This window comes from Otariodibacter sp., assembly GCF_029256985.1.
Lineage (GTDB): Bacteria > Pseudomonadota > Gammaproteobacteria > Enterobacterales > Pasteurellaceae > Otariodibacter.
The window spans coordinates 25,705-49,235 of sequence record NZ_JARIDQ010000019.1; the positions used below are offsets into that span (position 1 = coordinate 25,705).

Below are 23,531 nucleotides of genomic sequence, written 5' to 3' on the forward strand. Positions count from 1 at the left end.
ATCCTTTAATAAAATAAAAACACGTAATACCAATAATAATTTCTATATCTATAGATAGAAAACGTTAAGCAAAATTAAATATTAATAAAATAATTTGAGGAGAAAGCACACAAGCATATTATAGTCGTGTGCTCTTTTAATTAATTGATATTAAATGCCTCTTGATAAGGAATGATACCTTTACTCAATAGCTTATCTAAACCGCTACTATAATTATTACCCAAACGTAATTCGAAATTAATACCAAATCGGTTATCATAATAAACATCATTAATTGAATCAGATTTTCCTTGTGGCGTCGCAATTAAATGACGAGCAGTATAAAGCGATACATTCCAACAACATGAACTGTATGTTACCCCAAATTGACTTTCTACTGACTTTTGTAATGCTATATCATGATAATGGGAAATCATAAAACTCACATTATCATTAAGTTGCCATCCAATAACAGCACCAAGTTGCTTAATATCTTGATTATAACGATTAGTTCCTAAATTTTGATCGATATAATTTTCACTTGCATATCTATAATTTAATTGAACAAGATTATTTTGTGATGGTTTATATTGTAACGACATATTAGCCAATGCTGTTTCATTCAATGTTGTGTCATACTGATAACTACCTCGCCAATTCCAATCTTTATGGAACTTCCAATTGGATTCTAATGACCAAGACGATGAACTATGAAATGTTCTATTTCTACTAGAATCATCTATCTTAGAAGAACTTAAATAATAAATTTGTCCAGCACTAAAATTAAATATCTCTAACCCTGTTTCATCATCAAAGAAGCGAGTTGTACCACCGACGGTAATTTGGTTTGCTGATGAAATTCTATCAAGCCCACTGTAACGACGATCATTAAATAAAGCAAAATAGTCTTGTTGTAATAATGCAGAATCATAACCCAAACCAACTGTATCTCTATCTTGAGAACCAATATCTTTTTGATTTTTATATGGACGATATAGATATTGTACCTGAGGTTCCAATACTTGAGTAAATCCTGCAACCAGTTGCTTTTCCGATTCTAGCGTTGTTTTTAAATCTAATTTAAATTGAGGCAATACACGAGTAATATGTTTTTTAATGTCGCTTGCATCCTCTGCTTTCCCCTTTTTTTGTAAATAATGTGTTGTATATAATTTAGTTTCTATATTTAAACTACCTAAATTATTTACAAAAGGAAAATTGATAGTAGGTTCAACATGAAAACGCCATGCTGTAGGCATACTATGACTATCATTATCAAATCGGCTAACTTGCCCAAAAAATGAGAAATCACCATTTTTAATTAGATCGTTCTTGTAATAATGAAAATCGATCTGAGGAAAAACCCGATAAGGTTTTATACCTGAATTATCAAATGTTTGAAAACGCTTAGCCATAATAGATAAATTATAATTTGGTTGGTAATAGCCAAGCTTAAAATTTTGTGTAGCATAACCATCAGTTCTACTCCCATACTCTGAATCAAAGTCAGCGAAATAACGATTATCACTTACACGTGTGTAATCTGCAGAAAAACGCCAATGGGTTAAAAAATTTGCTTGATGTTGCCAAAATAATAGATGGCGAGATTTATTTTTATCAACCCAATCAGATAATCTATCTTTTTTCATATATTCGGCTGCGACCTTACCTTCACCAAAAGTCGTAAGATATCGAAACTCTGGACTCAACTGCCATCCTCTACGAGTATAGTAAGTTGGTGTTAATGTCGCATCTAAATTTGGAGCAATATTCCAATAAATTGGTTGAGAATAAAAATATCCTTCTCGACTAGAATGACCTACGCTCGGAATTAATAGACCTGAACGACGGCGGTCACCAATTGGGAATTGGATGTATGGAAAGTAAAATATTGGTACACCACCAATTTTAAAACGAGCATGCCATAATTCAGCATATTCATCTGACACATGTTGAATCATCTCATTGGCTTCTATTGACCAAGATTCATCATTTGGTAAACACGAAGTAAAAGTAGCATTTCTCATGACTCGTTTGTCATCTTCTACTGCAACATCTTCTGCGGTTCCTCGTCCTTGACGGCCCACTAATTGATAATCTGCATTATTAAAATTAGCATCTTTACTCAGTAAATTAAGTGTTGCATTAGTACCCTTTGCATTAATCAAATTATCTTGATAATTAAAATTACCATTCAAATAAGCAATTCGAGATTGCTTATCTCGTTGCTCAACTTTTACCTCATCCGCTAATACCATTCTCATACCCTGCTTGATACTTACATCACCAGTATAAGTTGCATCTGTGGGCTGATTAATTAAAGCTCGATCTGCTTCAATATAGATGGGTAATTGAGTTTGATCGCCAGTTTGTACAATTTCACCTCGAAATTGAGGTACGCCAGCTAAACATTGAGCCATAAGGTCAGCCATGGCATTATTGCTATAAAAAGCACCAATGATTGACATGGTAAGGAGACTATAATGGTGTTGTTTCATAACATTGTCCTGTCATTAATAACGTATAAAGTATTAAAATCCATTTATCTAACCGCTCATATAAAGCAGTTCATATTAAATAATTCTTGAAAACTGTTGTCTTTTAGCCTGTTGTCTTGAATAAATATCAAAGCACATGCAAATATTACGAATAAGTAAACGTCCTCGAGATGTCACTGAAATAGATTTTGAATCAATTTCTAATAGCCCATCTCTTGCTAAAGGTGCTAATAAAGATAAATCCTCAGCAAAATATTTTTTAAAATCAATTCCATAAATCTTTTCAACTTTTGCGTACTCTAATTGAAAATTACAAATTAACGCTTTAATGACATCTCTCCTTAAGCAGTCATCTTTAGTCATTACCAACCCTTTATGCAAAGCAATGCCTCTATTCTCAACTTCAGTGTAATATTGTTTTAATTCTTTATGATTTTGAGCATAACTATCACCAAGTAAACTGATAGCAGAAACCCCCATACCTAACAGATCAGCATCTTCTTGTGTAGTGTATCCTTGGAAATTACGATGTAAAACACCATTCTTTTGAGCAACCGCTAATTCATCAGTCGGTTTTGCGAAATGATCCATACCAATAAATTGATAACCAGAATTACTCAAAGTTTCGATTGTTTTCTGTAGGATTTCTAACTTTGTTTCAGGCTTAGGTAACATTTCATCTTTAATTTTTATTTGAGCTGCGAAGCGACTAGGTAAGTGCGCATAGTTAAATATACTCATTCTATCTGGATTAAGCTCAACAACCTTTTGTAGGGTAAACATAAAGCTATCAACTGTTTGATTAGGTAATCCATAAATTAAATCGATATTGGTTGAAACAAACTTTAACTCTTGGGCACGTTTCATCAATGCAAAAATAAAGTCTTCATCTTGCTCTCTATTTACTAATTTTTGTACTTCTTTATTGAAATCTTGGATACCCATGCTAATACGATTAAATCCAATCTCTCGCAGATGATCTAGCATACTTAATTCGATTTCACGCGGATCCATCTCAATACTAATTTCAGCTTGTTCACTGATATTAAAGTGTTTTCTGAGCATAGCCATCAAGCGTAAAGATTGATCTTCATCTAAATAAGTTGGTGTCCCCCCCCCCCAATGTATTTGAGTCACTATTCTATTTTCAAAAAGAGGAGCTCTATAACGAATTTCTTTTTCTAGATAATCCAAATACGTATCCACTTTATGCTTGTGTCGAGTAATAATCTTATTGCATGCACAAAAATAACAAAGCTTATGGCAAAAAGGAATATGAACATACAGAGATAACGGTTTATTTGGATATTGAGCTGCTGCAATCTTAAAATCATCGTCATTATACGATTCGTTAAACTCCAATGCAGTCGGATAAGAAGTATAACGAGGGCCTGATTGATTATATTTCTGAATAAGATTCAGATCCCAAATAATTTCTGACATATAGATAACCTACTTCAATACTTTTTTAAATTGTTCAATCTCGATTATGAGCTGATATAATTCAATTTTAATTTTTTCTTCTAATTCTACTTCTTTAGATTCTCTTTCTAAATCAAGCTTCATTCTCTCGTTACGTTTTAATTGTTTTCGTGCATCCAAAATAGGCATATCTTCAACAACTTGATATAGCTCCCACATTGCTGGAAAATTTTTCAGTGATTTTCCTAATACATCAAGCAAAGGTTTTAAACGTAATACACCTTCAGAAAGATCACATTGATCACTTAGCATCGCTTTAGCAATAATCTCAATGCTTTCACTAACCTTATAATAACGTTCATGTTGAGCCAGCTTTAGTTTGTTCTTATTCTGATTTAATTTCATGAATAAACTAATAGCATAACCTGCCATTGAAACAACAATCAAAACTGCTAATACGATTAAAAAAAATCTAAACATAATTATTCACGAAATTTATTAATATCTAATGTTTCAAATTGACGTAATAAATCTTCTTCGCTCTCTTCTTCATCTTGAATACCCAGTTCTTCCATTAATTGATGAACTCGATCTAAACATTCATCTACAAATTTTTGATCATTAGCAGATAATCTTTTACCCGTCTCTAAATCATCTAAAAGTTGATTTAGGCACTCATTATTTTCTAATTGTTCTAATTCGATTTCTGGCAAAAGTGGTGCTTTTTTTGGAATAATGTCTACCTTAGGAATAACCTTACCCTTTTCTGGTTTATTCACAAACTCGACCATAAGTGGCACTTTTTTACGACTACCAATGCGCGGATCTTTTATCTCTTTTCCCATTCCTTTTTTTTGTTCAGAACCATCATTAAAACGCGATCCAGAAGGTAATCCTTTATGTTTTTTTTTCTTCTTTTCTTCTCTTGATTGAAGATCTAATTCATAACGAGTTGGTTTACGTTTTTTTGTGGTAGGATGAACAATCTCCAACGATTTATCTGCTTTCCTAATCGGCATAACATCTGTTATACGACGTGTTTTTTTTGTACGACTCATAGTCTCTTTATAGTAGTAATGAAAATAGTGATCGATTGTATCATTAACTAAGAGGAATGAAAAACGAGGAATAATGAATACTGTAAGCGATGAGATCTCTCAATTTATTTACTGTTTATAAAATTGACTACTTATCAATGTATAAACAATTATTCCACTTCTCTTCTCCATATCAATGTTGCCATTCTCCCTGTTTTACCATCTCGACGATAAGAAAAGAAAGATTGACTCTCACTATAAGTGCAATGTTCGCCACCCGTAATATCAGTAATACCTAATTTATTCAACCGTTGCTGAGCTAATTGGTAAATATTACAAAGGAACTTACCGCTTGCAGTTTTATCTTCAACAAAAGCAAGATTTGCCTTTGAATCAACCGCACAAAACTGCTCCCTGACTTCATTACCAACCTGAAAAATAGAAGGCCCAATGGCAGGTCCAAACCATGCGGAAATATTTGGAGGAGATGATTTAAACTTCGCAACTGTTTCTTCTAATACACCATCACATAAACCTCGCCAACCTGCATGAGCAGCTGCAATTTCTGTGCCATCTTTACTGCAAAATAGTACTGGCAAACAATCAGCTGTCATCACTAAACAAACTTGGTTGGGCTGATCAGTGTAAACCGCATCAGCTTCTAAATCATTACCCTCGTATGGTAAAGTGAGGACTTTGGTGCTGTGGGTTTGAGTTAAGAAAGTAGGAAAATGAGGCAATTGAGCCTGCTCTACTAACTGTTTTCTATTCATTAGAACAGACTCTGGTATATCTCCAACATGATCACCTAAATTAAAGCTATCAAAAGGTAGCTCACTAACGCCTCCTTCTCTCAATGTGGTTAATGCTTGAATATTCGTTGGAACGGACCAAGTTGGAATAATATACTTCATACATTCTCCTATTTTCTTAGAGCGATTGCTTCAATTTCAATACCCACGTCTTTTGGTAAACGTGCAACTTCTACACAAGAGCGTGCTGGAAATGTTTCATGTTTATTTTCAATAAAGAAGGCTTCATATTCTGCATTCACTTTATTAAAGTCATTCAGATCTTTTAAAAATATTGTAATTTTTACAATATCACCTACTGTTAAACCAGCTTGGATGATAATTGCTTTGATATTTTCTAACGATTGGCGAGTTTGTTTTTCAATCTCTGCTGCCACTCCACCTGTTTTAGGGTCAACAGGAATTTGCCCTGATGTAAAAACTAAATTACCTAAATCAACCGCTTGTACATAAGGTCCTATTGCTTTAGGCGCATTTTCAGTATGAATAACTTTTGACATATAATTCTCCTTAATTTCAATATAGATGCATAATAAAGACAAAAGCTAGTTTGAAAGGTTTTACCTCATTTGTAAATAGCCTATAATCATCAATAATTTTTACAAAAAAATGAGCAAATCTTACCGCTTGCAAGGAATATTTATGAGCATTACTGTTACAGAAATTGTATTACATCAACTCCACCAAACTAGTGATGAGCCACCACAATTAACTACTGTATTACGAGATAATTTACTCACCATTACACCTGAAGTAGAACAGATGATGCTACAACTTCATCAAGCCTACCAAGGTAAATCCAAAGCTTATGGTGTCTTCAAGTCCGAATCAGTATTTGCTCAACAACTTAATCGATTACTAGAACAAGAAACTGATTTTTTACCTTTTAGCCATAGTAGTGCAAAAATGCTGGCCTCTGAACTAGGAAAATATACTTTTGCATCGGGTGGTACATTTATTTTGTGCCGCTATACTTTTCTAGCAACTGAATATTTATTTGTTGCATTGATTGATAGTCGTAGCTCAATGCTTGTGGATGATAAATTAGATATTAAACGTACTGAATATTTAGAAATTAACCAATACGATATAGCTTGCCGTATCAATTTGACTGAATTAAAAATGAATGCAAAATCTAATCGTTATTTAACTTTTATAAAAGGGCGAGTAGGTAGAAAAGTAGCAGACTTTTTTATGGATTTTCTTTCCGCAGAAGAAGGCCTCAATCCGCAATTACAAAACCAAACATTATTACAGGCAGTGAGTGATTATTGTGAACAAGGTGAACTTGATAAATCACAAACTCAAGCGGTAAAAAAACAAGTATTCGATTATTGTAAAGAACAAATTAATACAGGTGAAGAAATTACATTACAAGAGCTTTCCGCTACTATTCCAACCTTAAATGACAAGGATTTTGCGACCTTTACCTCTACTCAAGAATATGGATTAGAAGAAACGATTCCGCCTGTACGCAACACACTCAAAACGCTGACTAAATATTCTGGTTCAGGGAAAGGTGTTACCCTAACATTTGATGCAGATTTATTGAATCAGCGCATTATTTGGGATGAACTAAACGATACATTAACTATCAAAGGACTACCTGCAAATTTACGCGATCAGCTAATGCGTAATAAATAATGGTATTTTTCAAGCTCTTTCGGTATGATCGAACCAATTATTTGAAACCAAAGGTTATGTAACTATGAAAATGAAATCACTTGTAGCAGTACTGCTTCTTTCTTTAGGCATCAGTGCTTGTTCTACTTTAGAAAAAGTTGTTTATCGTATTGATGTTCCGCAAGGTAACTATTTAGAACAAGATAAAATTGACCTATTAAAAGTTGGGATGAATAAAGAGCAAGTGCATTACGTCCTCGGAACACCTTTACTCAATAATATGTTCGAAAAAGACCGTTGGGATTATGTATTTATAAAACGTGAAGGACACAATGATCCTATTCAACATCTTCTACAAATTTACTTCGACTCAAAAGGCTTAGTCAAAGAAATTAAATTAGACAGTCCCATTACTGATGAGCAAGAAAAGCAGAATTCTGGATGGTTTTCTGGGTGGTTTTAAGTCACAAGATGATATAACTATTCCCGAATATATTTAATAAATATATTCGGGAATTTAAATCAATAATCTAACTCATCTTTATACATTAAATAATCTGCTTTAAGTGCTTCAATTAACTCAATAAAGTCATCTGGAAGTGAGGCATGCCATTCCATTAACTCCCCTGTAATAGGATGTTCTAGACGTAACATTGCAGCATGAAGGGCTTGTCGTTTAAAATTCCTTAATACAGAAAGGAACTCTTCACTTGCTCCTTTTGGGGGTCTCGGGCGTCCACCATAAAGTTGATCACCGAGTAATGGATGAGCAATATGAGCCATATGCACACGAATTTGGTGTGTACGTCCAGTTTCTAATCTTAAACGTAAACGAGTGTAGTTGCGAAAACGTTCCATAATACGATAATGAGTTACCGCAGGTTTACCCATTGGATGAACAGACATTGCAATACGTTTAGTGGGATGTCTTGCCATTGGCTCATCTACTTTGCCTCCCTGCGTCATCACCCCACTTGCAACAGCTTCGTATTCTCGTGTGATCTTACGTTTTTGTAATGCGGTAACTAAATGTGTTTGAGCAGGAACAGTTTTGGCCACAACCATAAGTCCTGTTGTATCTTTATCTAAGCGATGCACAATACCCGCTCTAGGAACTTCTGCTATTTGAGGATAATAATGCAATAAAGCATTAAGAATGGTACCATTTGGATTGCCTGCACCAGGATGAACTACAAGATCTTTAGGTTTATTAATCACCAAAATATCATCATCTTCATACACAATATTTAAAGGAATATCTTCTGGCTCAAAACGAATTTCATCTTCAAGCTCAGCTTGCACTTCAACTAGTTCTCCGCCAAAGACCTTCTCTCTTGGTTTATTAATGATTTTACCATTTACACTTACTTGATTATTTTCTATCCAAACTTTTAAACGAGAACGTGAATAATCAGGAAATAGCTGTGCTATTGCTTGATCGAGTCTTACTCCCAATAGATCATTGGTTACTTCTGCTTGTAAAGTAATTTTTTGAGTCATTATATATAAAATTCCAACTAAGGTTTTGTTATTAAGTAATATTTAATAAGATGAATAGTACCATTTTTTATATAAACTTTGTGAATAATAGTGAGTTAAACTTAATAAATTTTATTCAAAACAATTCTATAGACTTAACTCAAATTAGACTACTTGTTGTAAAGCCATTTTTAACTCATTTAGATAAAATATTAAATTATGATTTTCTTATTAAGTGATGTCCGATAGAATAGTACTACTTTTTACATGAACTTTGCGAACAATAGTAAGTCAGATTCGGTTACATTGACTTTTACCCGCAAACACTTTTATAGGTACATTATTATGCGCAAATTAACGCCACTTCTTTCTCTTGCTCTTGCGAGTTTAGTTATAGCAGGATGCTCAAGTTCTGAAACTAATGAATTTGAAGGTATTCCTGCCCAAGATCTTTACAATCAAGGACAAACCTATTTACAAGATGGCGATTATAATAATGCTATCCGTTACTTAGATGCGATTGATGTTCGAGGACAAGAGGGTGCTTATGGTGAACAAATACAGTTAAGTATGATTTATGCTCAATATAAATCAGGCGAGTATTATAAGGCGTTAGATGCCGCCGAGCGATTTGCAAGAACCTATCCTGATAGTGCCTCTATGGATTATGTTTTTTATCTTGCAGGTTTGAGTAATGCTCGTTTGAGCGATAATTGGATTCAAGACTTTTTTAAAGTTAATGATTCAAAACGTGCAATGGATAATGTTCGTAATGCTTATGGTAATTTCCAAACCATTGTACAGCATTATCCTCAAAGTCAATACGTTCAAGATGCTCAGAATTGGATGGTTTATTTAAAAAATCGTTTAGCAGAACATGAGTTTGGGATTGTTAAATTTTATATGAAGAGAGATGCTTATGTAGCAGCCGCTAACCGTATACAAGAGCTAATACGCCTTTATCCTGACAGTAAAGCTGCACATGATGCATTACCATTGTTACAAGAATCTTTTGAAAAAATGAAGATTGCTGATTCAGCACAAAAAGTTGCACAAATGATCGAAGCGGATAAAGATCAAGATTTCCCTAAAATAGTAAAACCATCTTATAGTGCACAATTCTAAACCTACCATGTACTAAACCTTTTTTATGCTATGGGGGCGAATAATGCCCCTATACCCTTTATGAATGAGTAAACAGAATGAAAATTTTAGGTATTGAAACCTCATGTGATGAAACTGGGGTTGCTATTTTTGATGAAGATAATGGACTTATTGCTAATCAACTATATAGTCAAATCGAAATGCATGCCGATTATGGCGGTGTTGTGCCAGAGTTGGCATCTCGCGATCATATCCGCAAAACATTACCACTCATTCAAGCAGCATTAAAAGAAGCTAATCTAACCGCTTCTGATATTGATGGTATTGCCTATACTTCAGGTCCAGGACTAATAGGGGCTTTATTAGTAGGTTCAACTATTGCTCGTTCCCTTGCTTATGCATGGAATATACCAGCTCTTGGAGTTAATCATATGGAAGGACATTTATTAGCTCCTATGTTAGAGGAAACCCCTCCAGAATTTCCATTTATTGCATTATTAGTTTCGGGTGGGCATACTCAACTCGTCAAAGTAGATAACATTGGAGAATATGAATTATTAGGTGAATCCATTGATGATGCTGCAGGAGAAGCGTTTGATAAAACGGCAAAATTATTAGGGTTAGATTATCCAGGAGGTGCTGCTCTCGCTAAATTAGCTGAGCAAGGAAACCCTGATAGATTTACTTTCCCTCGACCAATGACAGATAGACCAGGGCTTGATTTTAGTTTCTCTGGGCTAAAAACGTTTGCAGCAAATACCATTAATACCCACTCAGATAATGAAGGGCATCTAGATGAGCAAACTCGTTGTGATATTGCTTATGCATTCCAAGATGCTGTTATTGATACGTTACTTATAAAATGTCGTAGAGCATTACAACAAACAGGTTATAACCGTTTAGTTATTGCGGGTGGAGTTAGTGCAAATAAAAAATTGAGAGCTGATTTAGCAGAGTTAATGAAAAAACAAGGAGGAAAAGTCTTCTATCCTAGACCTCAATTCTGCACAGATAATGGGGCAATGATTGCTTATGCAGGTTTTATGCGATTAAAAAATAATGAGTATAGCGATCTATCTATCAATGTTAAACCTCGTTGGCCAATCACAGAGTTACCAAGTATTTTTGCTTAGTAACTTTATCTTTTTTAAACGATCACTATAAAAATATCTTCTATTATAGTGATCTTTTTTGCTCCAAAATTTTTTAAAAGCAAGCTTAAGATCTTTTCTTTATCAATTAAAATAATAACAAATGCCTTGTATCTCAATACTCAATCTACTTAATTTTAATCAAAAATTAAATAGATCTATATGAGTTTTGCACAGCCTGAAATTGTCAAGATATAAATACATAATTTTTTTTATTATTTTTGATAGCGATCTCTAGAAAAATATTAACTTATTGATTTTAAATGAAAAGTTATTTTACAGCCAATTTTTATAATATTGCCAAGAGTCTAGAGTTCATCAAGGATCTGAGCATTTAGAAAAAAGTTACTCACAAAGTTATCCACAGATTTTGTGGATAGAAAAATAGGACAAAAATCCTATTTTTTTCTCGATTTAATGAATAACAACGGTGGACGATGTCTAAGATCCTTAAATTCATTATGCCACTGGGGAAGATCTTGCAACATTGGCTCTTCAACTTTTTCAATCATAAATCCAGATTCGATGAGTTGATTACATAATGTAGCAAAAGTACGATGATAGGTTTTAAAAGATTGTTTAAACCAATTTCTATCTCGCTCCCCTTCTTCGCGATAATAATTAAGTCGATAAGCGACTTGCTGCTTATTTTCATCTTTTTCCCAGCGGTTCCCTTCTCTAAAACAGGTTGTTATCGGATGTTCTTGGGAGAAAATAAGTTGCCCATTGGAAACTAATTTTTTTGAAATTTTATTAAGTAATGCAGGGAAATCCTCAATATAATGGAAAGCAAAAGAGCTAGTAATAAAATCAAATTCTTCTTCCACAATTTGATCGAGATCTTCCATAGGCAAACAATAGAAGTTATAAGCGGTCGGATCTTGATGATGTTTTGCAAATGTATCCTTTGCTTCGGCTAGCATCGATTCTGATAGATCTAGTCCAACAACTAATTTAGCTCCTAACTCTAGATAATGATCTAAATGAGCACCTACCCCACAACCAAGGTCTAGCACTTTCTTACCTTTTAAATTAGGCAATAATGAAAACATCGTTGGTTTTTCGATGATTTCATTCACACTAATTGGATTTTCTCGCAATTTGAGATAACGTTCGAAAAAAATAGGGTTATCGTAAATACTTTTTTGCATCTGTTACAACCTATTGTTTTTCTAAGTTTGCCATCTTCGCAATAAGCCATTTTATGCCTTGATTAACGAAAGCAATCTGTAAACGAGTTTGCTCACCACTCCCTTCAACATTAACAATGGTGCCAATACCAAATTTAGCGTGTTTTACTTTTTGCCCCATCTTCCATTCATTTTGAACCATAGAGCTGATACTAGCGGTCGGTTTCACCTGTTTATTTGCAAAAAACGTTGCAGGACGATTAATATTGCCACGCAATCTAACTTCTCGAATATGTTTTTCTGGCAATTCTGCAATAAAACGTGAAGGTAAGTGACGCTCTTCTTTACCATACAATCGACGACTTTCCGCATAGCTTAAGGTTAATTTTCGTTTTGCTCGAGTAATACCAACGTAAGCTAGACGACGTTCTTCTTGTAAACGCCCTTCATCAAAACTCATTCCACTTGGGAAAATACCTTCTTCTACCCCGACAATAAACACACGAGGAAACTCCAAACCTTTAGCAGAGTGCAATGTCATTAATTCCACATAATCTTGATGTGGGGAAGCCTGTGTTTCACCAGCTTCTAGCGATGCGTGGGTTAAGAAAGCGGTTAGATCGCTCATATCTTCTGCTTCTTCAGGTTTTACAAACTCTTTAGTCGCACTGACTAGCTCCGCCAAGTTTTCGATTCTCACTTCCCCTTTTTCGCCTTTTTCTTGCTTATACATTTCATATAAGCCTGATTTTTTAATCACAAAATCAGTTTGTTCAGATAATGACATTTGTTCGGTTTCTTGCTCAAGGGCATTGATGAGCTCCACAAAACGTAATAAAGCAGAGGCGGCTCTGCCAGATAAATTTTCATCTTGCACACCAATTTGAATGGCTTGCCAAAGGGTAACTTGGCGAGTACGAGTCAATTGACGCAATGTTTCTAAGGTACGATCACCAATCCCTCTTGGTGGAGTATTGATAACACGTTCAAAGGCGGCGTCATCTTGGCGATTAGAGATTAAACGTAAATAAGCTAATGCATCTTTGATTTCTTGACGTTCGAAGAATCGCATACCGCCATAGATACGGTAAGGGATGTTGGCTTGAATTAAGGCTTCTTCAATGACACGTGATTGGCTATTACTACGATAAAGTATCGCACATTGATTCAATTCACCTTCATCTTCTTTCCATTGCTTAATTTGTGAAGCGACAAATCGAGCTTCATCTAATTCATTAAAGGCACAATAAATATCAACGGGATCACCATCGCCACTATCCGTCCATAAATTTTTACCTAATCGATTATCGTTATTTGAAATCAATCCATTTGCTGCATTTAAGATATTACCCGTTGAACGATAATTCTGCTCTAGTCGAATAGTTTGTGCATTTGGGTAATCTTCTAAAAAGCGTTGAATATTCTCAACTTGCGCCCCACGCCAACCATAAATAGATTGATCATCATCACCCACAATCATTACCTTGCCTGTTTCGCCTGCGAGTAGTCGAATCAGATCATATTGGATATTATTGGTATCTTGAAACTCATCGATCAAAATTTGCTGAAAGCGTTGTTGATAGCGTTGGAGGATATGCGGATTATTTTTCAATAATTCATAAGTGCGGATCAGCAATTCAGCAAAGTCTAATAACCCTGCTCGATCACAAGCATCTTGATAGATTTGATAGATTTGCACTAATTTTTTTGTATTTTGATCTTCAGAATGATCGATATCTTTCGCTCTTAAGCCTTTATCTTTTTGTGCATTGATAAACCAGCCCACTTGTTTTGGAGGGAAATGTTTTTCATCAATATTGTGTAATTTTAAGAGACGTTTGATTAGGCGATTCTGATCTTCACTATCCATAATTTGAAAATCTTGAGGAAGATTGGCATCCAAATAGTGAGAGCGTAGCAAGCGATTGGCGATGCTATGGAAAGTGCCTACCCACATTCCAAATAGACGATGATGTGTAGATTGAGATAAGGTATGTTCAATACGATGTCGCATTTCAGCGGCAGCTTTATTAGTAAAAGTTACCGCTAAAATGTTGGATTCTGGAATATTCTCTACACCGATAAGCCAAGCGATACGATGTGTCAGCACGCGAGTTTTACCACTCCCTGCCCCAGCTAGTACTAAATAATTTCCATTAGGTGCAGCAACTGCTTCTCGTTGTTTATCGTTTAAGCCATCAAGTAATAAAGAAAAGTCCATCGTTATATCTCTGTTGTTTATGAATACCTTGCTCATTCAAACAAGGTATTTTAATAATGTTTTTTTATACAGTAGAGACTATTATAACGACAAAAATCTAAATTAACAGTAAGTTTATCTCAATGATAATTGAAATATTACCGCTTCAGCTTGGCAACTAAAATTGAATACCGAATGTAGCAAATATCCTTGTTCAACTTGCTTGATTTCACTTTGAATATCACAAGGTTCGCTTTCGATATTACGTGCTTTGTCAATTAACCCTTTTAAGGTTTTTTGCGCTTCTTCTTCATTTGTGTAGGTATTTTCAACGATAACTTGGCTTTCTTCATTATCAAACATCGCTGTATCTTTTGGTTTGCACCCATATTTACAACTTTCTACTTGATCACTTAATGTTTTTGTCATAATCCATTTCCTTTCATAATTCACTACGAATAGTCTATCAAATTATTAAGTAGCAAATATTGAGTCAGAACAAGATTTAACTTTATTATAAAAATCAGGTAGAGTAGGCTCATTTTGTCGATCATAATAATTCAAATATGCTACGTCGATTTATCCAACTCTCTGCGTGGATGATTTATCTCATCATCATAATGCTATACGGCTTTAGCCTGTGGGCATTGTTTGAATATCGCACCAATGAAACCTATTGGTCATTTAGCGAAGTATTTCAAATTCTCAAACAAAGTCTATTACAAGCTAGCCTTTCTGCTATTTTATCGACATTTCTCGGCATATTACTCGCTCGTAGCTTGTTCTATTTAGATTTTTGGGGCAAATCTTTTCTGTATAAAATTATCTCTTTTGCTTGGGCATTACCTTCATTAGTCGTCATTTTTGCCGTTATTGGCGTGTGGGGAAATGCAGGATGGATTGCTCAATTTGTACAATTCCTTGGCTTTGAGTGGGATTTTCAACTCTACGGCTTACAAGGTATTTTACTCGCCCATCTCTTTTTCAATATTCCCTTGGCAACTAAGTATTATTTAGAAGGGTTGCATCTTATTCCAAGCAATCAACACCAATTGGCTTCACAACTAAATTTAACGGGATGGCATTATTTTAAAATTGTTGAGTGGCCAACGCTCAAAAGCATCCTACCTTATACCTATACCAACATTTTCCTCGTATGTTTTACTAGTTTCCCGATTGTATTGATGTTAGGTGGAGGACCAAAATATAGCACTTTAGAAGTTGCAATTTATCAAGCGGTCACTTTCGAGTTTGATTTTGCAAAAGCGGTGATGCTGATTATGGCACAAATTGTTGTCGGCATTGGTTTACAAATTGTGATGGATATTGCAACCAAATTTACCTTTACACATTCCCGTGATGAATCACAACCAAGTGGCATCATCTGGAAAGTTCGTATGACGGGGATAAAAAAATGGGTATTGCAAGCAATCCTTATTATTATTGCCACCTCAATTGTTGTACCATTATTAAATGTGATTTGGGTTGGAATCTCGGTGGGTGATTTCTTCACTCGCTTAAGTAGCCTATTATTATGGAAATCAGCCCTGTTCTCACTAATATTAAGCCTAATTTCATCCTTTATCGTTATTTTAATTGCTTACGTCATTGCCTTAGAGGCTCGTCAGCTCGCATACCGAAATAAAAAACTAGGGCAAAGTATCTTATCTAGCGTAGCAACCTATCCATTAATAATGCCTGTTTTTATGCTTGCGGTTGGATTATTTCTATTATTGATGAATGTAGAACTAAATACGTTTGACTTATTAATTTTGGTCGGAATCTGTAACGGGCTAATGTTATTGCCGTACATCTACCGCTTAATTTTTTCAGCGATGTGGAAATCACTAGTTTCTCACGATAAATTAGCTACAAGCTTAGGTTTAAAAGGCTTAAAACGTTGGTGGATTGTGGAAAAGTATTACCTAATCCGACCGCTTAGAAATGCTTTTGCTTTGTCTATGGCATCAAGTTTAGGAAGTTTTTCTGTGATCGCTTTCTTTGGAAGCCCCGACTTTAGTACCTTACCTTATTTACTTTATCAACAGCTAGGAAGTTATCGAATGGAAGATGCCTCAGTAACAGCACTAATACTGATGCTGTTTGCCTTTTTACCTTTTGTATTGATTGAACAAAAAGAGAATACCCAATGATTAATTTAAATGTAGAGTTTGATTACCCTGATTTCCCCATGCAATTCAATTTACAGGTAAAAAAAGGTGAACGAGTTGCCATTGTCGGCGAAAGTGGTGCGGGAAAAAGTACCTTACTTAATTTGATTGCTGGATTTGAACAAGCTGATCGTGGAGAATTATGGCTAAATGGCGAAAATCATTTTTCCACAGAGCCAGCACTTCGCCCTGTATCTATGCTATTCCAAGATAATAACCTTTTTCCCTATTTAACTGTTCAACAAAATATTGGATTGGCACTCATATCCAGTTTAAAGCTAAATACTCAACAGCAAAAACAAGTTACTGAAATTGCCAATAAAATGGGAATCGGAGATTATCTTTCCCGTCGTGCTGATTCTCTTTCAGGTGGACAAAAACAACGGGTAGCGCTTGCTAGAACATTGTTAAGAGATAAACCAATTCTATTGCTTGATGAACCTTTTTCTGCTCTTGATCCTTTACGTAGACAAGAATTACAACAGTTAGTCAAAGAGATCTGTGAAGAACAAAACCTAACATTATTGATGGTGACCCACCAACTTGATGAAGTCAAAAATTTATTTGATACAGTCATCACTTTAGAACAAGGAAAAATAAAAAATTGACTCAATATTAAAAATCAATAAATTAAGTATATATTACCTTCATTTTATGATTAAGAATGTATTGATTACCTAGTCAAAGAGTTCTTTTTTTAGTAGTATTGGAAAATTAATATCTTTTCAAAATAACAAGAGGTTATCGTGCCAAGTCGTGATTATGCAGTACGCAAAAAAAATAAAAAAAGTGGCAATAAACTGATTATTTTATTGGCTATTATCTTTCTGGCCGTTATTAGTGGGATCGCATTATGGTTATTACAAAAAAGTAGCCCACCAAAATCAGTCCACTTAACTCAGCAAGTACAAACAAATACAAATACGAAACATGAGTTACCTAGTCGGCCAGAAGAAGTCTATAGTTATATCCGAGACCTAGAAACTCGAGAAGTTCCTGTTGATAAAAACTCTACTCTTGCAAAATTAACCAAAGAACAAGAAGAACAAATCATCAAACAACGAGAACTAGAACAGCGTAAACTTGAACAATTATCACAACAAACTCAACCAAAACAAGCTAAACCTGAGTCTGCTTTAATGGAAAATAATACACAAGTAACGAGAAATAGTATTGATAAAAAAATCCTTGAAGAGAAAAAACAAATGGAAGCAAAAAAACAACGTGAGTTAGCTGTTCAAAAAGAGAAAGAAAAGGAAAAACAACAACAAATTGTGACAGCTAAACCAGCCTCTACATTATCAACTCAACAAAAATCATCTTCAGTTCAATATGGCTTACAATGTGGAGCTTTTAAAAATAAAGCTCAAGCAGAAAACATGCAGGCTCGTTTAGCTATGGCTGGTTATAATGCAAGGATTAACAGTAGTGCTGAATGGAATCGTGTTGTAGTTGGCCCAATTGGTGATAGAGCTACGGCATCAGCTGCATTATCTAATGCAAGAAGTGTAGCTGAATGTTTAATCGTTCGTATGTAAGAATAATAGCAAGATAAATCAATTTAAAAATTATTTAGCAACATTTCCGATCTATTGAGCATACTAATCGTATAAATATTATTATAGATAAAAGAGGAAACGTTACTCATTTTATACTAGCGGTTTAGGGAAAATTAAGCTCATTTAAATTGTATAATACACTTGTACTAGAGTTTAATATGGGTAGTGCTTAACAAGATCTTTTATGTTTGCCGAACTTGTTGAAGAAGCACAGAAAAATGTTGGCAAACATCCTAATATTGATTTACTGCTTAAAGTTGTAAAGCATAACCTAAATTATCGATTACAACCGATAAGTAAGTAACCATTTATCTTCATTGTTAAGGATACATTATGAAATCAAGTACATTAAAACTCTCTACACTTACAATTTGTGCAACTTTAGCCTTATCAGGCTGTGTTGCAACAAATCAAGATTCTGGCGAGGCTGTTTTACAACAACAATCTGTTTTAGGGATTAACTGGGTTCAGGAATCTGGCGAATACCAAGCATTAGCTCATCAAGCATTTAATACTGCAAAATTTACATTTGATCATGCAAAAGTAGCAAAAGGTAAAAAGAAAGCTGTTGTTGTTGATCTTGATGAAACAATGATAGATAACAGTCCTAATGCTGGCTGGCAAGTTAAAAATAATAAAGGATTTGATAGTGCAGCTTGGACTCGCTGGGTAAATGCAAAACAAGCTAAAGCAATTCCTGGAGCTATTGAGTTTAATAACTACGTTAATAATCATAAAGGAACCGTATTTTATGTCTCAAATCGTAAAGATAATGATGAAAAGAAAAGTACAGTAGAGAATTTAAAACAGCTTGGTTTCCAAGGCGTGAATGAGCAAACCCTTTATTTGAAAAAAGATAAATCAAATAAATCTGAACGCTTTGAAGAAATTGAAAAACAAGGCTATCAAATTGTTCTTTACATTGGAGATAACCTAAATGACTTTGGTGATGCTACTTACCATAAAACTAATGCTGAACGTCGCTCTTTTGTAAAATCAAATAGTAAATTATTTGGTAGTAAATTCATCATATTACCTAACCCAAACTATGGTGATTGGGAAAGTGCTATTTTTAACTATGATTACAGCCGTACACCAGAACAAAAAGCTAAAGCAAGAATGGATGCTATCAATGCTTGGGATGGCAAATAAAATCCTAAATATAATTTTATCATTCTAGTTAAGAAGGGAGCAAAAGCTCTCTTCTTTTTTGCCTAATTATTTTTAAAAAGCTTGATCTTTTTTTAATAGGCAGTATTATCTCGTCCTTATTTTTTTACATTGGGTTCCCTCACCCCAATCAACTCAGCAAATAAAAAGGAAAGAAAATGAATATTTTTGCTTACTTTTCTGATCGCCAGAAACGTCGATCTTTAGTGTTACTTTCACTTTTTCACATCTTCATCATTACTATCAGTAATTATTTAGTTCAAATTACTTTTGAGATAGATATTCCATTTACCGATTCAGTAATCCCAACTACCTGGGGAACCTTTACCTTTCCATTTGTATTTTTAGCAACGGATTTAACTGTTCGAGTATTTGGTGCAGACTTAGCAAGAAAAATTATTTTGGTTGTAATGATCCCTGCTTTAATTGTGAGTTATCTTGTGTCAGTCCTGTTTTTTGAAGGTCAATTTCAAGGTTTTGCGACACTCACTGAATTTAATACTTTTGTATTTCGTATTGCTTTTGCTAGCTTTGTTGCTTATATAGTCGGGCAGTTAATGGATATTTTTGTTTTTAATCGCTTACGTCAAGGAAAACAATGGTGGTTAGCGCCTGCAAGTTCTACTGTTTTTGGTAGTCTTGTTGATACTTTTGTATTCTTCGCCGTCGCATTTTATCAAAGCGATGACAGTTATATGGCTGATCATTGGTTCACTATTGGTTCAGTTGATTATTCATTCAAATTATTTGTTAGTTTAATTCTTTTCTTACCATTATATGGTGTATTACTTAATTTATTGATTAATAAGTTAAAATTATCTATAAAATAACATGGTACAAGCGGTAAGTTATCGTAAAACTTTTGCAATAACTGACCGCTTAATTATCCTCCGTGAATTATCACTTCAAAAAGAGTATAATCTCCTAACAATTAATTTTACTAAAAGAGATGGTTTTAATAATGAGTAATATTCCAATTAGATCCGAAGCTGAGATCGAAAAATTACGTATCGCTTGTAAATTAGCATCAGATGTTCTCATCATGATTGAGCCTTATGTAAAAGAAGGAGTTACAACTGGCGAGCTTGATCGAATTTGTCACGAATATATTGAGAAAGAACAGCAGGCTATTCCGGCTTGTCTTGGTTATCATGGTTTCCCAAAAGCGACCTGTATTTCACTTAATGAAGTTGTGTGTCACGGCATTCCTAGCGATGGCAAAAAATTAAAGAAAGGCGATATTATCAATATTGATGTCACAGTAATTAAAGATGGTTACTACGGCGATAATTCAAAAATGTATGTGGTGGGCGAACCAAGCATTAGAGATAAACGACTTATTGAGGTAACACAAGAATCACTCTATAAAGCCTTACATATCGTTAAACCGGGTATTCGTCTTAATGAAATAGGTAAAGTGATTCAACAATATGTTGAAAAAGAAGGTTTTTCTGTGGTACGAGAGTACTGTGGACATGGCGTGGGCGATGAATTTCATTGTGATCCTCAAGTATTGCACTACTATGCAGATGATGGTGGTATTGTATTACAAGAAGGTATGGTATTTACCATTGAACCGATGATCAATGCAGGTAAAAAAGAAGTTCGTTTAATGAATGATGGCTGGACGGTAAAAACCAAAGATCGTAGTCATTCTGCGCAATTTGAACATGAACTTGTAGTCACTAAAGATGGTTGCGAAATTATGACCATTCGTGATGAAGAAATTGAGTCAGGGCGTATTCAACGTTTTATGAAAAATAGCTAATAGCGTTATTCTATTTACACATAAAAAGCACCCTACTGGGTGCTTTTTCATATTAATAAAATATTCAATTATAAACTTTCAGTGAAAGTACGAGTGATAACATCACGTTGTTGTTCTGGTGTTAATGAGTTAAAACGAACAGCATAACCAGATACACGAATTGTTAATTGTGGATATTTTTCTGGATGTTTAACTGCATCTTCTAATGTTTCACGACGTAAAACGTTTACGTTTAAGTGTTGACCACCTTCTACTTTAATAGTTGGTGCGATATTTACTGGTACTTCACGGTATGCAATTTCACCTAATTCACTGATTGCAACAATTTGGTCTTCTTTAAAATCACCTTTTGCAACTAAACAACGAGCTTCATTTTTTTCATCATCTAACAACCAAAAAGAATTTAATAAGTTGTTATTTGCAGATTCTGTAATTTGTACACCTTTAATCATGTTTGACTCCTAGTAGGTCTATGTTGATATTATAAAAAAATTTTAATTATTCAAAAATTTTTGAATATTTTACTCTATGGATAAAAAAAAGCGAGAAATATTTGTTTATTTTTCACAAAAAGTTATTTTTGTACAAAAAATATACTTTAAAAGTATGGTATGATAATACCAAAGTAATGATTCTTAATTTAATAGAGATAACAATGGAAACATGGAAAGAAGCAATAGGGGATGAAAAATCCCAACCTTATTTTGAAAATATATTACGTTATGTACATACTGAAAGAGTAAAAGGAAAAATTATCTATCCGCCACAGAATGAGGTTTTTAGTGCTTTTTCACTTACTGAATTTGCCGACGTCAAAGTCGTTATTCTTGGACAAGATCCTTATCATGGGCCAAATCAAGCTCATGGACTCTCTTTTTCGGTCAAACCTGGTATTACTCCTCCACCTTCTCTTATGAATATTTACAAGGAACTCTCACAAGATATTCATTTTGAGATCCCAAAACATGGCTATCTTATCGAATGGGCAAAGCAAGGTGTGTTGATGCTTAATACTGTACTCACGGTCGAGCAAGGTAAAGCCCATTCTCATGCAAATATAGGATGGGAAACCTTTACAGATAAAGTCATCCATCAGCTTAACGAACAGCGTGAAAATCTTGTATTTTTACTCTGGGGAAGTCATGCTCAGAAAAAAGGACAATTCATTTATCGTAATAAACATTTGGTGCTAACTGCACCACATCCATCACCACTATCTGCTCATCGAGGCTTCTTCGGATGTCAGCACTTTTCAAAGACCAATCATTATTTAATGGAAAAAGGAATAAAAGAGATTAATTGGCAACTACCTTTAGAAGTATAAGCGGTGAGATCATTATATTATTTTGCAAAAGGCACTAACTCATGGAGTTTTGTGCCTTTTTATCACTGTTTACTATTCAGTATAACTCAATGGACGCAAATCTAATTTATCCATCAAAACTCTATCTTTATCTTCTTCAGGATTTTCGGTTGTTAATAATTTATCCCCATAGAAAATAGAATTTGCTCCCGCCATAAAACAAAATGCTTGCATAGATTCAGGCATTTCACCTCGACCTGCTGATAAACGAACAAAACTTCTCGGCATAGTGATTCTCGCCACAGCAATTGTTCTCACAAATTCAGTCCAATCTAAATCTTCAGCATCAGCCAAAGGCGTTCCTTCTACTTTAACTAATTGATTTATTGGTACGCTTTCTGGTTGAGGATCTAAGTTAGCTAAACTAGCAATTAAGCCTGCACGTTCTGGACGAGTTTCATTCATACCAACAATACCACCACAACACACTTTTAATCCGGCATTGCGCACTTTTCCTAACGTATCCATACGATCATCATGCCCACGAGTGTGAATAATTTGATCGTAACGTTCAGGATCCGTATCTAAGTTATGGTTGTAATAATCTAAACCTGCTTGTTTTAGATCTTCAGCCATACCTTCTTCTAGCATACCAAAAGTACCACAGGTTTCTAATCCTAATGCTTTAACAGCAGAAACGATACTAGAAACGGTTTCAATATCTTTTGGCTTCGGACCTCGCCAAGCTGCCCCCATACAGAAACGACTTGCACCTCTGGCCTTAGCTATTTTGGCTTTCTCAACAATCTCTTCAACATCAAGCATAGTTTGACGAGTTAGACCTGTGTCATAACGAGCTGATTGAGGACAATATTCGCAATCTTCAGGGCAACCACCAGTTTTTATCGACAGTAAAGTCGATAACTGAATTTCTTGTGGATTAAAATTTTCACGATGAACTTGTGCGGCTTTAAAGATTAAATCCATAAAAGGCATTTCAAATAGTTCTTCAACTTCACATTTCCGCCAATACTGAGCTGTCGGGTGAGGCGTAAGTTCACTCTTTGCTTTCAAACGTAAATTATAAGTTGTCATTGCCTATCCTTATTAAGCGCCGATACACTC

At 34.5% G+C, this 23,531-nt stretch carries 24 protein-coding genes; 12 read left to right on the forward strand and 12 right to left on the reverse strand.

Annotated features, from left to right (window positions below; translation table 11 throughout):
* Window positions 1-140 precede the first annotated feature (140 nt).
* From lptD to Q1J40_RS01905, 6 genes are all read right to left on the reverse strand, one after another.
* Entirely contained in the window at window positions 141-2,477 is a 2,337-nt protein-coding gene (lptD, locus tag Q1J40_RS01880) for an LPS assembly protein LptD (protein ID WP_301098336.1), read from the reverse strand.
* A 75-nt stretch (window positions 2,478-2,552) separates the two neighbouring features.
* Window positions 2,553-3,920, reverse strand: coding sequence for an oxygen-independent coproporphyrinogen III oxidase (gene hemN / locus Q1J40_RS01885; RefSeq protein ID WP_301098337.1), 1,368 nt, complete (start codon window positions 3,918-3,920; stop codon window positions 2,553-2,555).
* Between the two features lie 9 nt (window positions 3,921-3,929).
* Window positions 3,930-4,379 (reverse strand): DUF2489 domain-containing protein, encoded by a 450-nt coding sequence (locus tag Q1J40_RS01890; protein WP_301098338.1) that lies wholly within the window; start codon window positions 4,377-4,379, stop codon window positions 3,930-3,932.
* Window positions 4,380-4,381: 2 nt separating this feature from the next.
* On the reverse strand, window positions 4,382-4,957 hold the full coding sequence (gene yihI / locus Q1J40_RS01895; protein ID WP_301098339.1) for a Der GTPase-activating protein YihI: 576 nt from the start codon (window positions 4,955-4,957) through the stop codon (window positions 4,382-4,384).
* A 149-nt stretch (window positions 4,958-5,106) separates the two neighbouring features.
* Window positions 5,107-5,850, reverse strand: a complete 744-nt coding sequence (gene pgeF, locus Q1J40_RS01900) for a peptidoglycan editing factor PgeF (RefSeq protein WP_301098340.1) — start codon at window positions 5,848-5,850, stop codon at window positions 5,107-5,109.
* Between the two features lie 8 nt (window positions 5,851-5,858).
* Window positions 5,859-6,248 (reverse strand): RidA family protein, encoded by a 390-nt coding sequence (locus tag Q1J40_RS01905; protein WP_301098341.1) that lies wholly within the window; start codon window positions 6,246-6,248, stop codon window positions 5,859-5,861.
* A 142-nt stretch (window positions 6,249-6,390) separates the two neighbouring features.
* Between Q1J40_RS01905 and yejK the strand changes: the two genes are divergently transcribed.
* Window positions 6,391-7,392 carry a nucleoid-associated protein YejK gene (yejK, locus tag Q1J40_RS01910; protein WP_301098342.1) on the forward strand — a complete coding sequence of 334 codons (1,002 nt, stop codon included), beginning with the start codon at window positions 6,391-6,393 and terminating at the stop codon, window positions 7,390-7,392.
* A 64-nt stretch (window positions 7,393-7,456) separates the two neighbouring features.
* Window positions 7,457-7,834 carry an outer membrane protein assembly factor BamE gene (bamE, locus tag Q1J40_RS01915; protein WP_301098343.1) on the forward strand — a complete coding sequence of 126 codons (378 nt, stop codon included), beginning with the start codon at window positions 7,457-7,459 and terminating at the stop codon, window positions 7,832-7,834.
* Window positions 7,835-7,893: 59 nt separating this feature from the next.
* Here bamE and rluD read toward each other — a convergent pair whose 3' ends face one another.
* On the reverse strand, window positions 7,894-8,871 hold the full coding sequence (rluD, locus tag Q1J40_RS01920) for a 23S rRNA pseudouridine(1911/1915/1917) synthase RluD (protein ID WP_301098344.1): 978 nt from the start codon (window positions 8,869-8,871) through the stop codon (window positions 7,894-7,896).
* A gap of 324 nt (window positions 8,872-9,195) precedes the next feature.
* On the opposite strand from rluD, the gene Q1J40_RS01925 reads away from it, so the two are divergent.
* The gene (locus Q1J40_RS01925) at window positions 9,196-9,975 is read left to right on the forward strand and encodes an outer membrane protein assembly factor BamD (RefSeq protein WP_301098345.1); all 780 of its coding nucleotides are present in this window, start codon (window positions 9,196-9,198) and stop codon (window positions 9,973-9,975) included.
* Window positions 9,976-10,052: 77 nt separating this feature from the next.
* Window positions 10,053-11,087, forward strand: coding sequence for a tRNA (adenosine(37)-N6)-threonylcarbamoyltransferase complex transferase subunit TsaD (tsaD, locus tag Q1J40_RS01930; RefSeq protein WP_301098346.1), 1,035 nt, complete (start codon window positions 10,053-10,055; stop codon window positions 11,085-11,087).
* A 416-nt stretch (window positions 11,088-11,503) separates the two neighbouring features.
* On the opposite strand, the gene Q1J40_RS01935 is transcribed toward tsaD, so the two are convergent.
* From Q1J40_RS01935 to Q1J40_RS01945, 3 genes are all read right to left on the reverse strand, one after another.
* On the reverse strand, window positions 11,504-12,256 hold the full coding sequence (locus Q1J40_RS01935) for a class I SAM-dependent methyltransferase (RefSeq protein ID WP_301098347.1): 753 nt from the start codon (window positions 12,254-12,256) through the stop codon (window positions 11,504-11,506).
* 10 nt (window positions 12,257-12,266) lie between these two features.
* Window positions 12,267-14,456 (reverse strand): DNA helicase II, encoded by a 2,190-nt coding sequence (uvrD, locus tag Q1J40_RS01940; RefSeq protein ID WP_301098348.1) that lies wholly within the window; start codon window positions 14,454-14,456, stop codon window positions 12,267-12,269.
* A 114-nt stretch (window positions 14,457-14,570) separates the two neighbouring features.
* On the reverse strand, window positions 14,571-14,864 hold the full coding sequence (locus Q1J40_RS01945; RefSeq protein WP_301098349.1) for a YfcZ/YiiS family protein: 294 nt from the start codon (window positions 14,862-14,864) through the stop codon (window positions 14,571-14,573).
* 137 nt (window positions 14,865-15,001) lie between these two features.
* Here Q1J40_RS01945 and thiP point away from each other — a divergent pair, with 137 nt between their 5' ends.
* From thiP to map, 7 genes are all read left to right on the forward strand, one after another.
* A complete protein-coding gene (thiP, locus tag Q1J40_RS01950) occupies window positions 15,002-16,588 on the forward strand; it encodes a thiamine/thiamine pyrophosphate ABC transporter permease ThiP (protein ID WP_301098350.1) in 1,587 nt (528 codons plus the stop codon).
* Window positions 16,585-17,214 carry a thiamine ABC transporter ATP-binding protein gene (gene thiQ, locus Q1J40_RS01955; RefSeq protein ID WP_301098351.1) on the forward strand — a complete coding sequence of 210 codons (630 nt, stop codon included), beginning with the start codon at window positions 16,585-16,587 and terminating at the stop codon, window positions 17,212-17,214. Before thiP ends, thiQ begins: the two co-directional genes overlap by 4 nt.
* 138 nt (window positions 17,215-17,352) lie before the next feature.
* Window positions 17,353-18,144, forward strand: coding sequence for a cell division protein FtsN (gene ftsN / locus Q1J40_RS01960; protein ID WP_301098352.1), 792 nt, complete (start codon window positions 17,353-17,355; stop codon window positions 18,142-18,144).
* Window positions 18,145-18,349: 205 nt separating this feature from the next.
* A complete protein-coding gene (locus Q1J40_RS01965) occupies window positions 18,350-18,469 on the forward strand; it encodes a DUF2322 family protein (protein WP_301098353.1) in 120 nt (39 codons plus the stop codon).
* Window positions 18,470-18,498: 29 nt separating this feature from the next.
* Entirely contained in the window at window positions 18,499-19,317 is an 819-nt protein-coding gene (locus tag Q1J40_RS01970) for a 5'-nucleotidase, lipoprotein e(P4) family (RefSeq protein WP_301098354.1), read from the forward strand.
* A gap of 176 nt (window positions 19,318-19,493) precedes the next feature.
* Window positions 19,494-20,165: a 7-cyano-7-deazaguanine/7-aminomethyl-7-deazaguanine transporter gene (locus tag Q1J40_RS01975; protein ID WP_301098355.1), complete on the forward strand. Its 672-nt coding sequence runs from the start codon at window positions 19,494-19,496 to the stop codon at window positions 20,163-20,165.
* Window positions 20,166-20,296: 131 nt separating this feature from the next.
* On the forward strand, window positions 20,297-21,103 hold the full coding sequence (map, locus tag Q1J40_RS01980; protein WP_301098356.1) for a type I methionyl aminopeptidase: 807 nt from the start codon (window positions 20,297-20,299) through the stop codon (window positions 21,101-21,103).
* Window positions 21,104-21,171: 68 nt separating this feature from the next.
* Here map and grcA read toward each other — a convergent pair whose 3' ends face one another.
* Window positions 21,172-21,555: an autonomous glycyl radical cofactor GrcA gene (gene grcA, locus Q1J40_RS01985; RefSeq protein ID WP_301098357.1), complete on the reverse strand. Its 384-nt coding sequence runs from the start codon at window positions 21,553-21,555 to the stop codon at window positions 21,172-21,174.
* Between the two features lie 176 nt (window positions 21,556-21,731).
* On the opposite strand from grcA, the gene ung reads away from it, so the two are divergent.
* Window positions 21,732-22,427: a uracil-DNA glycosylase gene (gene ung, locus Q1J40_RS01990; RefSeq protein WP_301098358.1), complete on the forward strand. Its 696-nt coding sequence runs from the start codon at window positions 21,732-21,734 to the stop codon at window positions 22,425-22,427.
* A 72-nt stretch (window positions 22,428-22,499) separates the two neighbouring features.
* On the opposite strand, the gene bioB is transcribed toward ung, so the two are convergent.
* On the reverse strand, window positions 22,500-23,501 hold the full coding sequence (gene bioB / locus Q1J40_RS01995) for a biotin synthase BioB (protein ID WP_301098359.1): 1,002 nt from the start codon (window positions 23,499-23,501) through the stop codon (window positions 22,500-22,502).
* Window positions 23,502-23,531 lie beyond the last annotated feature (30 nt).

Bases quoted from the DNA above. Each gene is read 5' to 3' on its own strand.
- thiP (WP_301098350.1), top strand. From the start codon at position 15,002: ATGCTACGTCGATTTATCCAACTCTCTGCGTGGATGATTTATCTCATC.
- thiQ (WP_301098351.1), top strand. From the start codon at position 16,585: ATGATTAATTTAAATGTAGAGTTTGATTACCCTGATTTCCCCATGCAA.
- tsaD (WP_301098346.1), top strand. From the start codon at position 10,053: ATGAAAATTTTAGGTATTGAAACCTCATGTGATGAAACTGGGGTTGCT.
- Q1J40_RS01890 (WP_301098338.1), bottom strand. From the start codon at position 4,379: ATGTTTAGATTTTTTTTAATCGTATTAGCAGTTTTGATTGTTGTTTCA.
- Q1J40_RS01905 (WP_301098341.1), bottom strand. From the start codon at position 6,248: ATGTCAAAAGTTATTCATACTGAAAATGCGCCTAAAGCAATAGGACCT.
- hemN (WP_301098337.1), bottom strand. From the start codon at position 3,920: ATGTCAGAAATTATTTGGGATCTGAATCTTATTCAGAAATATAATCAA.
- Q1J40_RS01970 (WP_301098354.1), top strand. From the start codon at position 18,499: ATGAAATCAAGTACATTAAAACTCTCTACACTTACAATTTGTGCAACT.
- yihI (WP_301098339.1), bottom strand. From the start codon at position 4,957: ATGAGTCGTACAAAAAAAACACGTCGTATAACAGATGTTATGCCGATT.
- grcA (WP_301098357.1), bottom strand. From the start codon at position 21,555: ATGATTAAAGGTGTACAAATTACAGAATCTGCAAATAACAACTTATTA.
- rluD (WP_301098344.1), bottom strand. From the start codon at position 8,871: ATGACTCAAAAAATTACTTTACAAGCAGAAGTAACCAATGATCTATTG.
- pgeF (WP_301098340.1), bottom strand. From the start codon at position 5,850: ATGAAGTATATTATTCCAACTTGGTCCGTTCCAACGAATATTCAAGCA.
- uvrD (WP_301098348.1), bottom strand. From the start codon at position 14,456: ATGGACTTTTCTTTATTACTTGATGGCTTAAACGATAAACAACGAGAA.
- Q1J40_RS01925 (WP_301098345.1), top strand. From the start codon at position 9,196: ATGCGCAAATTAACGCCACTTCTTTCTCTTGCTCTTGCGAGTTTAGTT.
- lptD (WP_301098336.1), bottom strand. From the start codon at position 2,477: ATGAAACAACACCATTATAGTCTCCTTACCATGTCAATCATTGGTGCT.
- bioB (WP_301098359.1), bottom strand. From the start codon at position 23,501: ATGACAACTTATAATTTACGTTTGAAAGCAAAGAGTGAACTTACGCCT.
- yejK (WP_301098342.1), top strand. From the start codon at position 6,391: ATGAGCATTACTGTTACAGAAATTGTATTACATCAACTCCACCAAACT.
- map (WP_301098356.1), top strand. From the start codon at position 20,297: ATGAGTAATATTCCAATTAGATCCGAAGCTGAGATCGAAAAATTACGT.
- Q1J40_RS01935 (WP_301098347.1), bottom strand. From the start codon at position 12,256: ATGCAAAAAAGTATTTACGATAACCCTATTTTTTTCGAACGTTATCTC.
- Q1J40_RS01945 (WP_301098349.1), bottom strand. From the start codon at position 14,864: ATGACAAAAACATTAAGTGATCAAGTAGAAAGTTGTAAATATGGGTGC.
- ung (WP_301098358.1), top strand. From the start codon at position 21,732: ATGATTCTTAATTTAATAGAGATAACAATGGAAACATGGAAAGAAGCA.
- Q1J40_RS01965 (WP_301098353.1), top strand. From the start codon at position 18,350: ATGTTTGCCGAACTTGTTGAAGAAGCACAGAAAAATGTTGGCAAACAT.
- Q1J40_RS01975 (WP_301098355.1), top strand. From the start codon at position 19,494: ATGAATATTTTTGCTTACTTTTCTGATCGCCAGAAACGTCGATCTTTA.
- bamE (WP_301098343.1), top strand. From the start codon at position 7,457: ATGAAAATGAAATCACTTGTAGCAGTACTGCTTCTTTCTTTAGGCATC.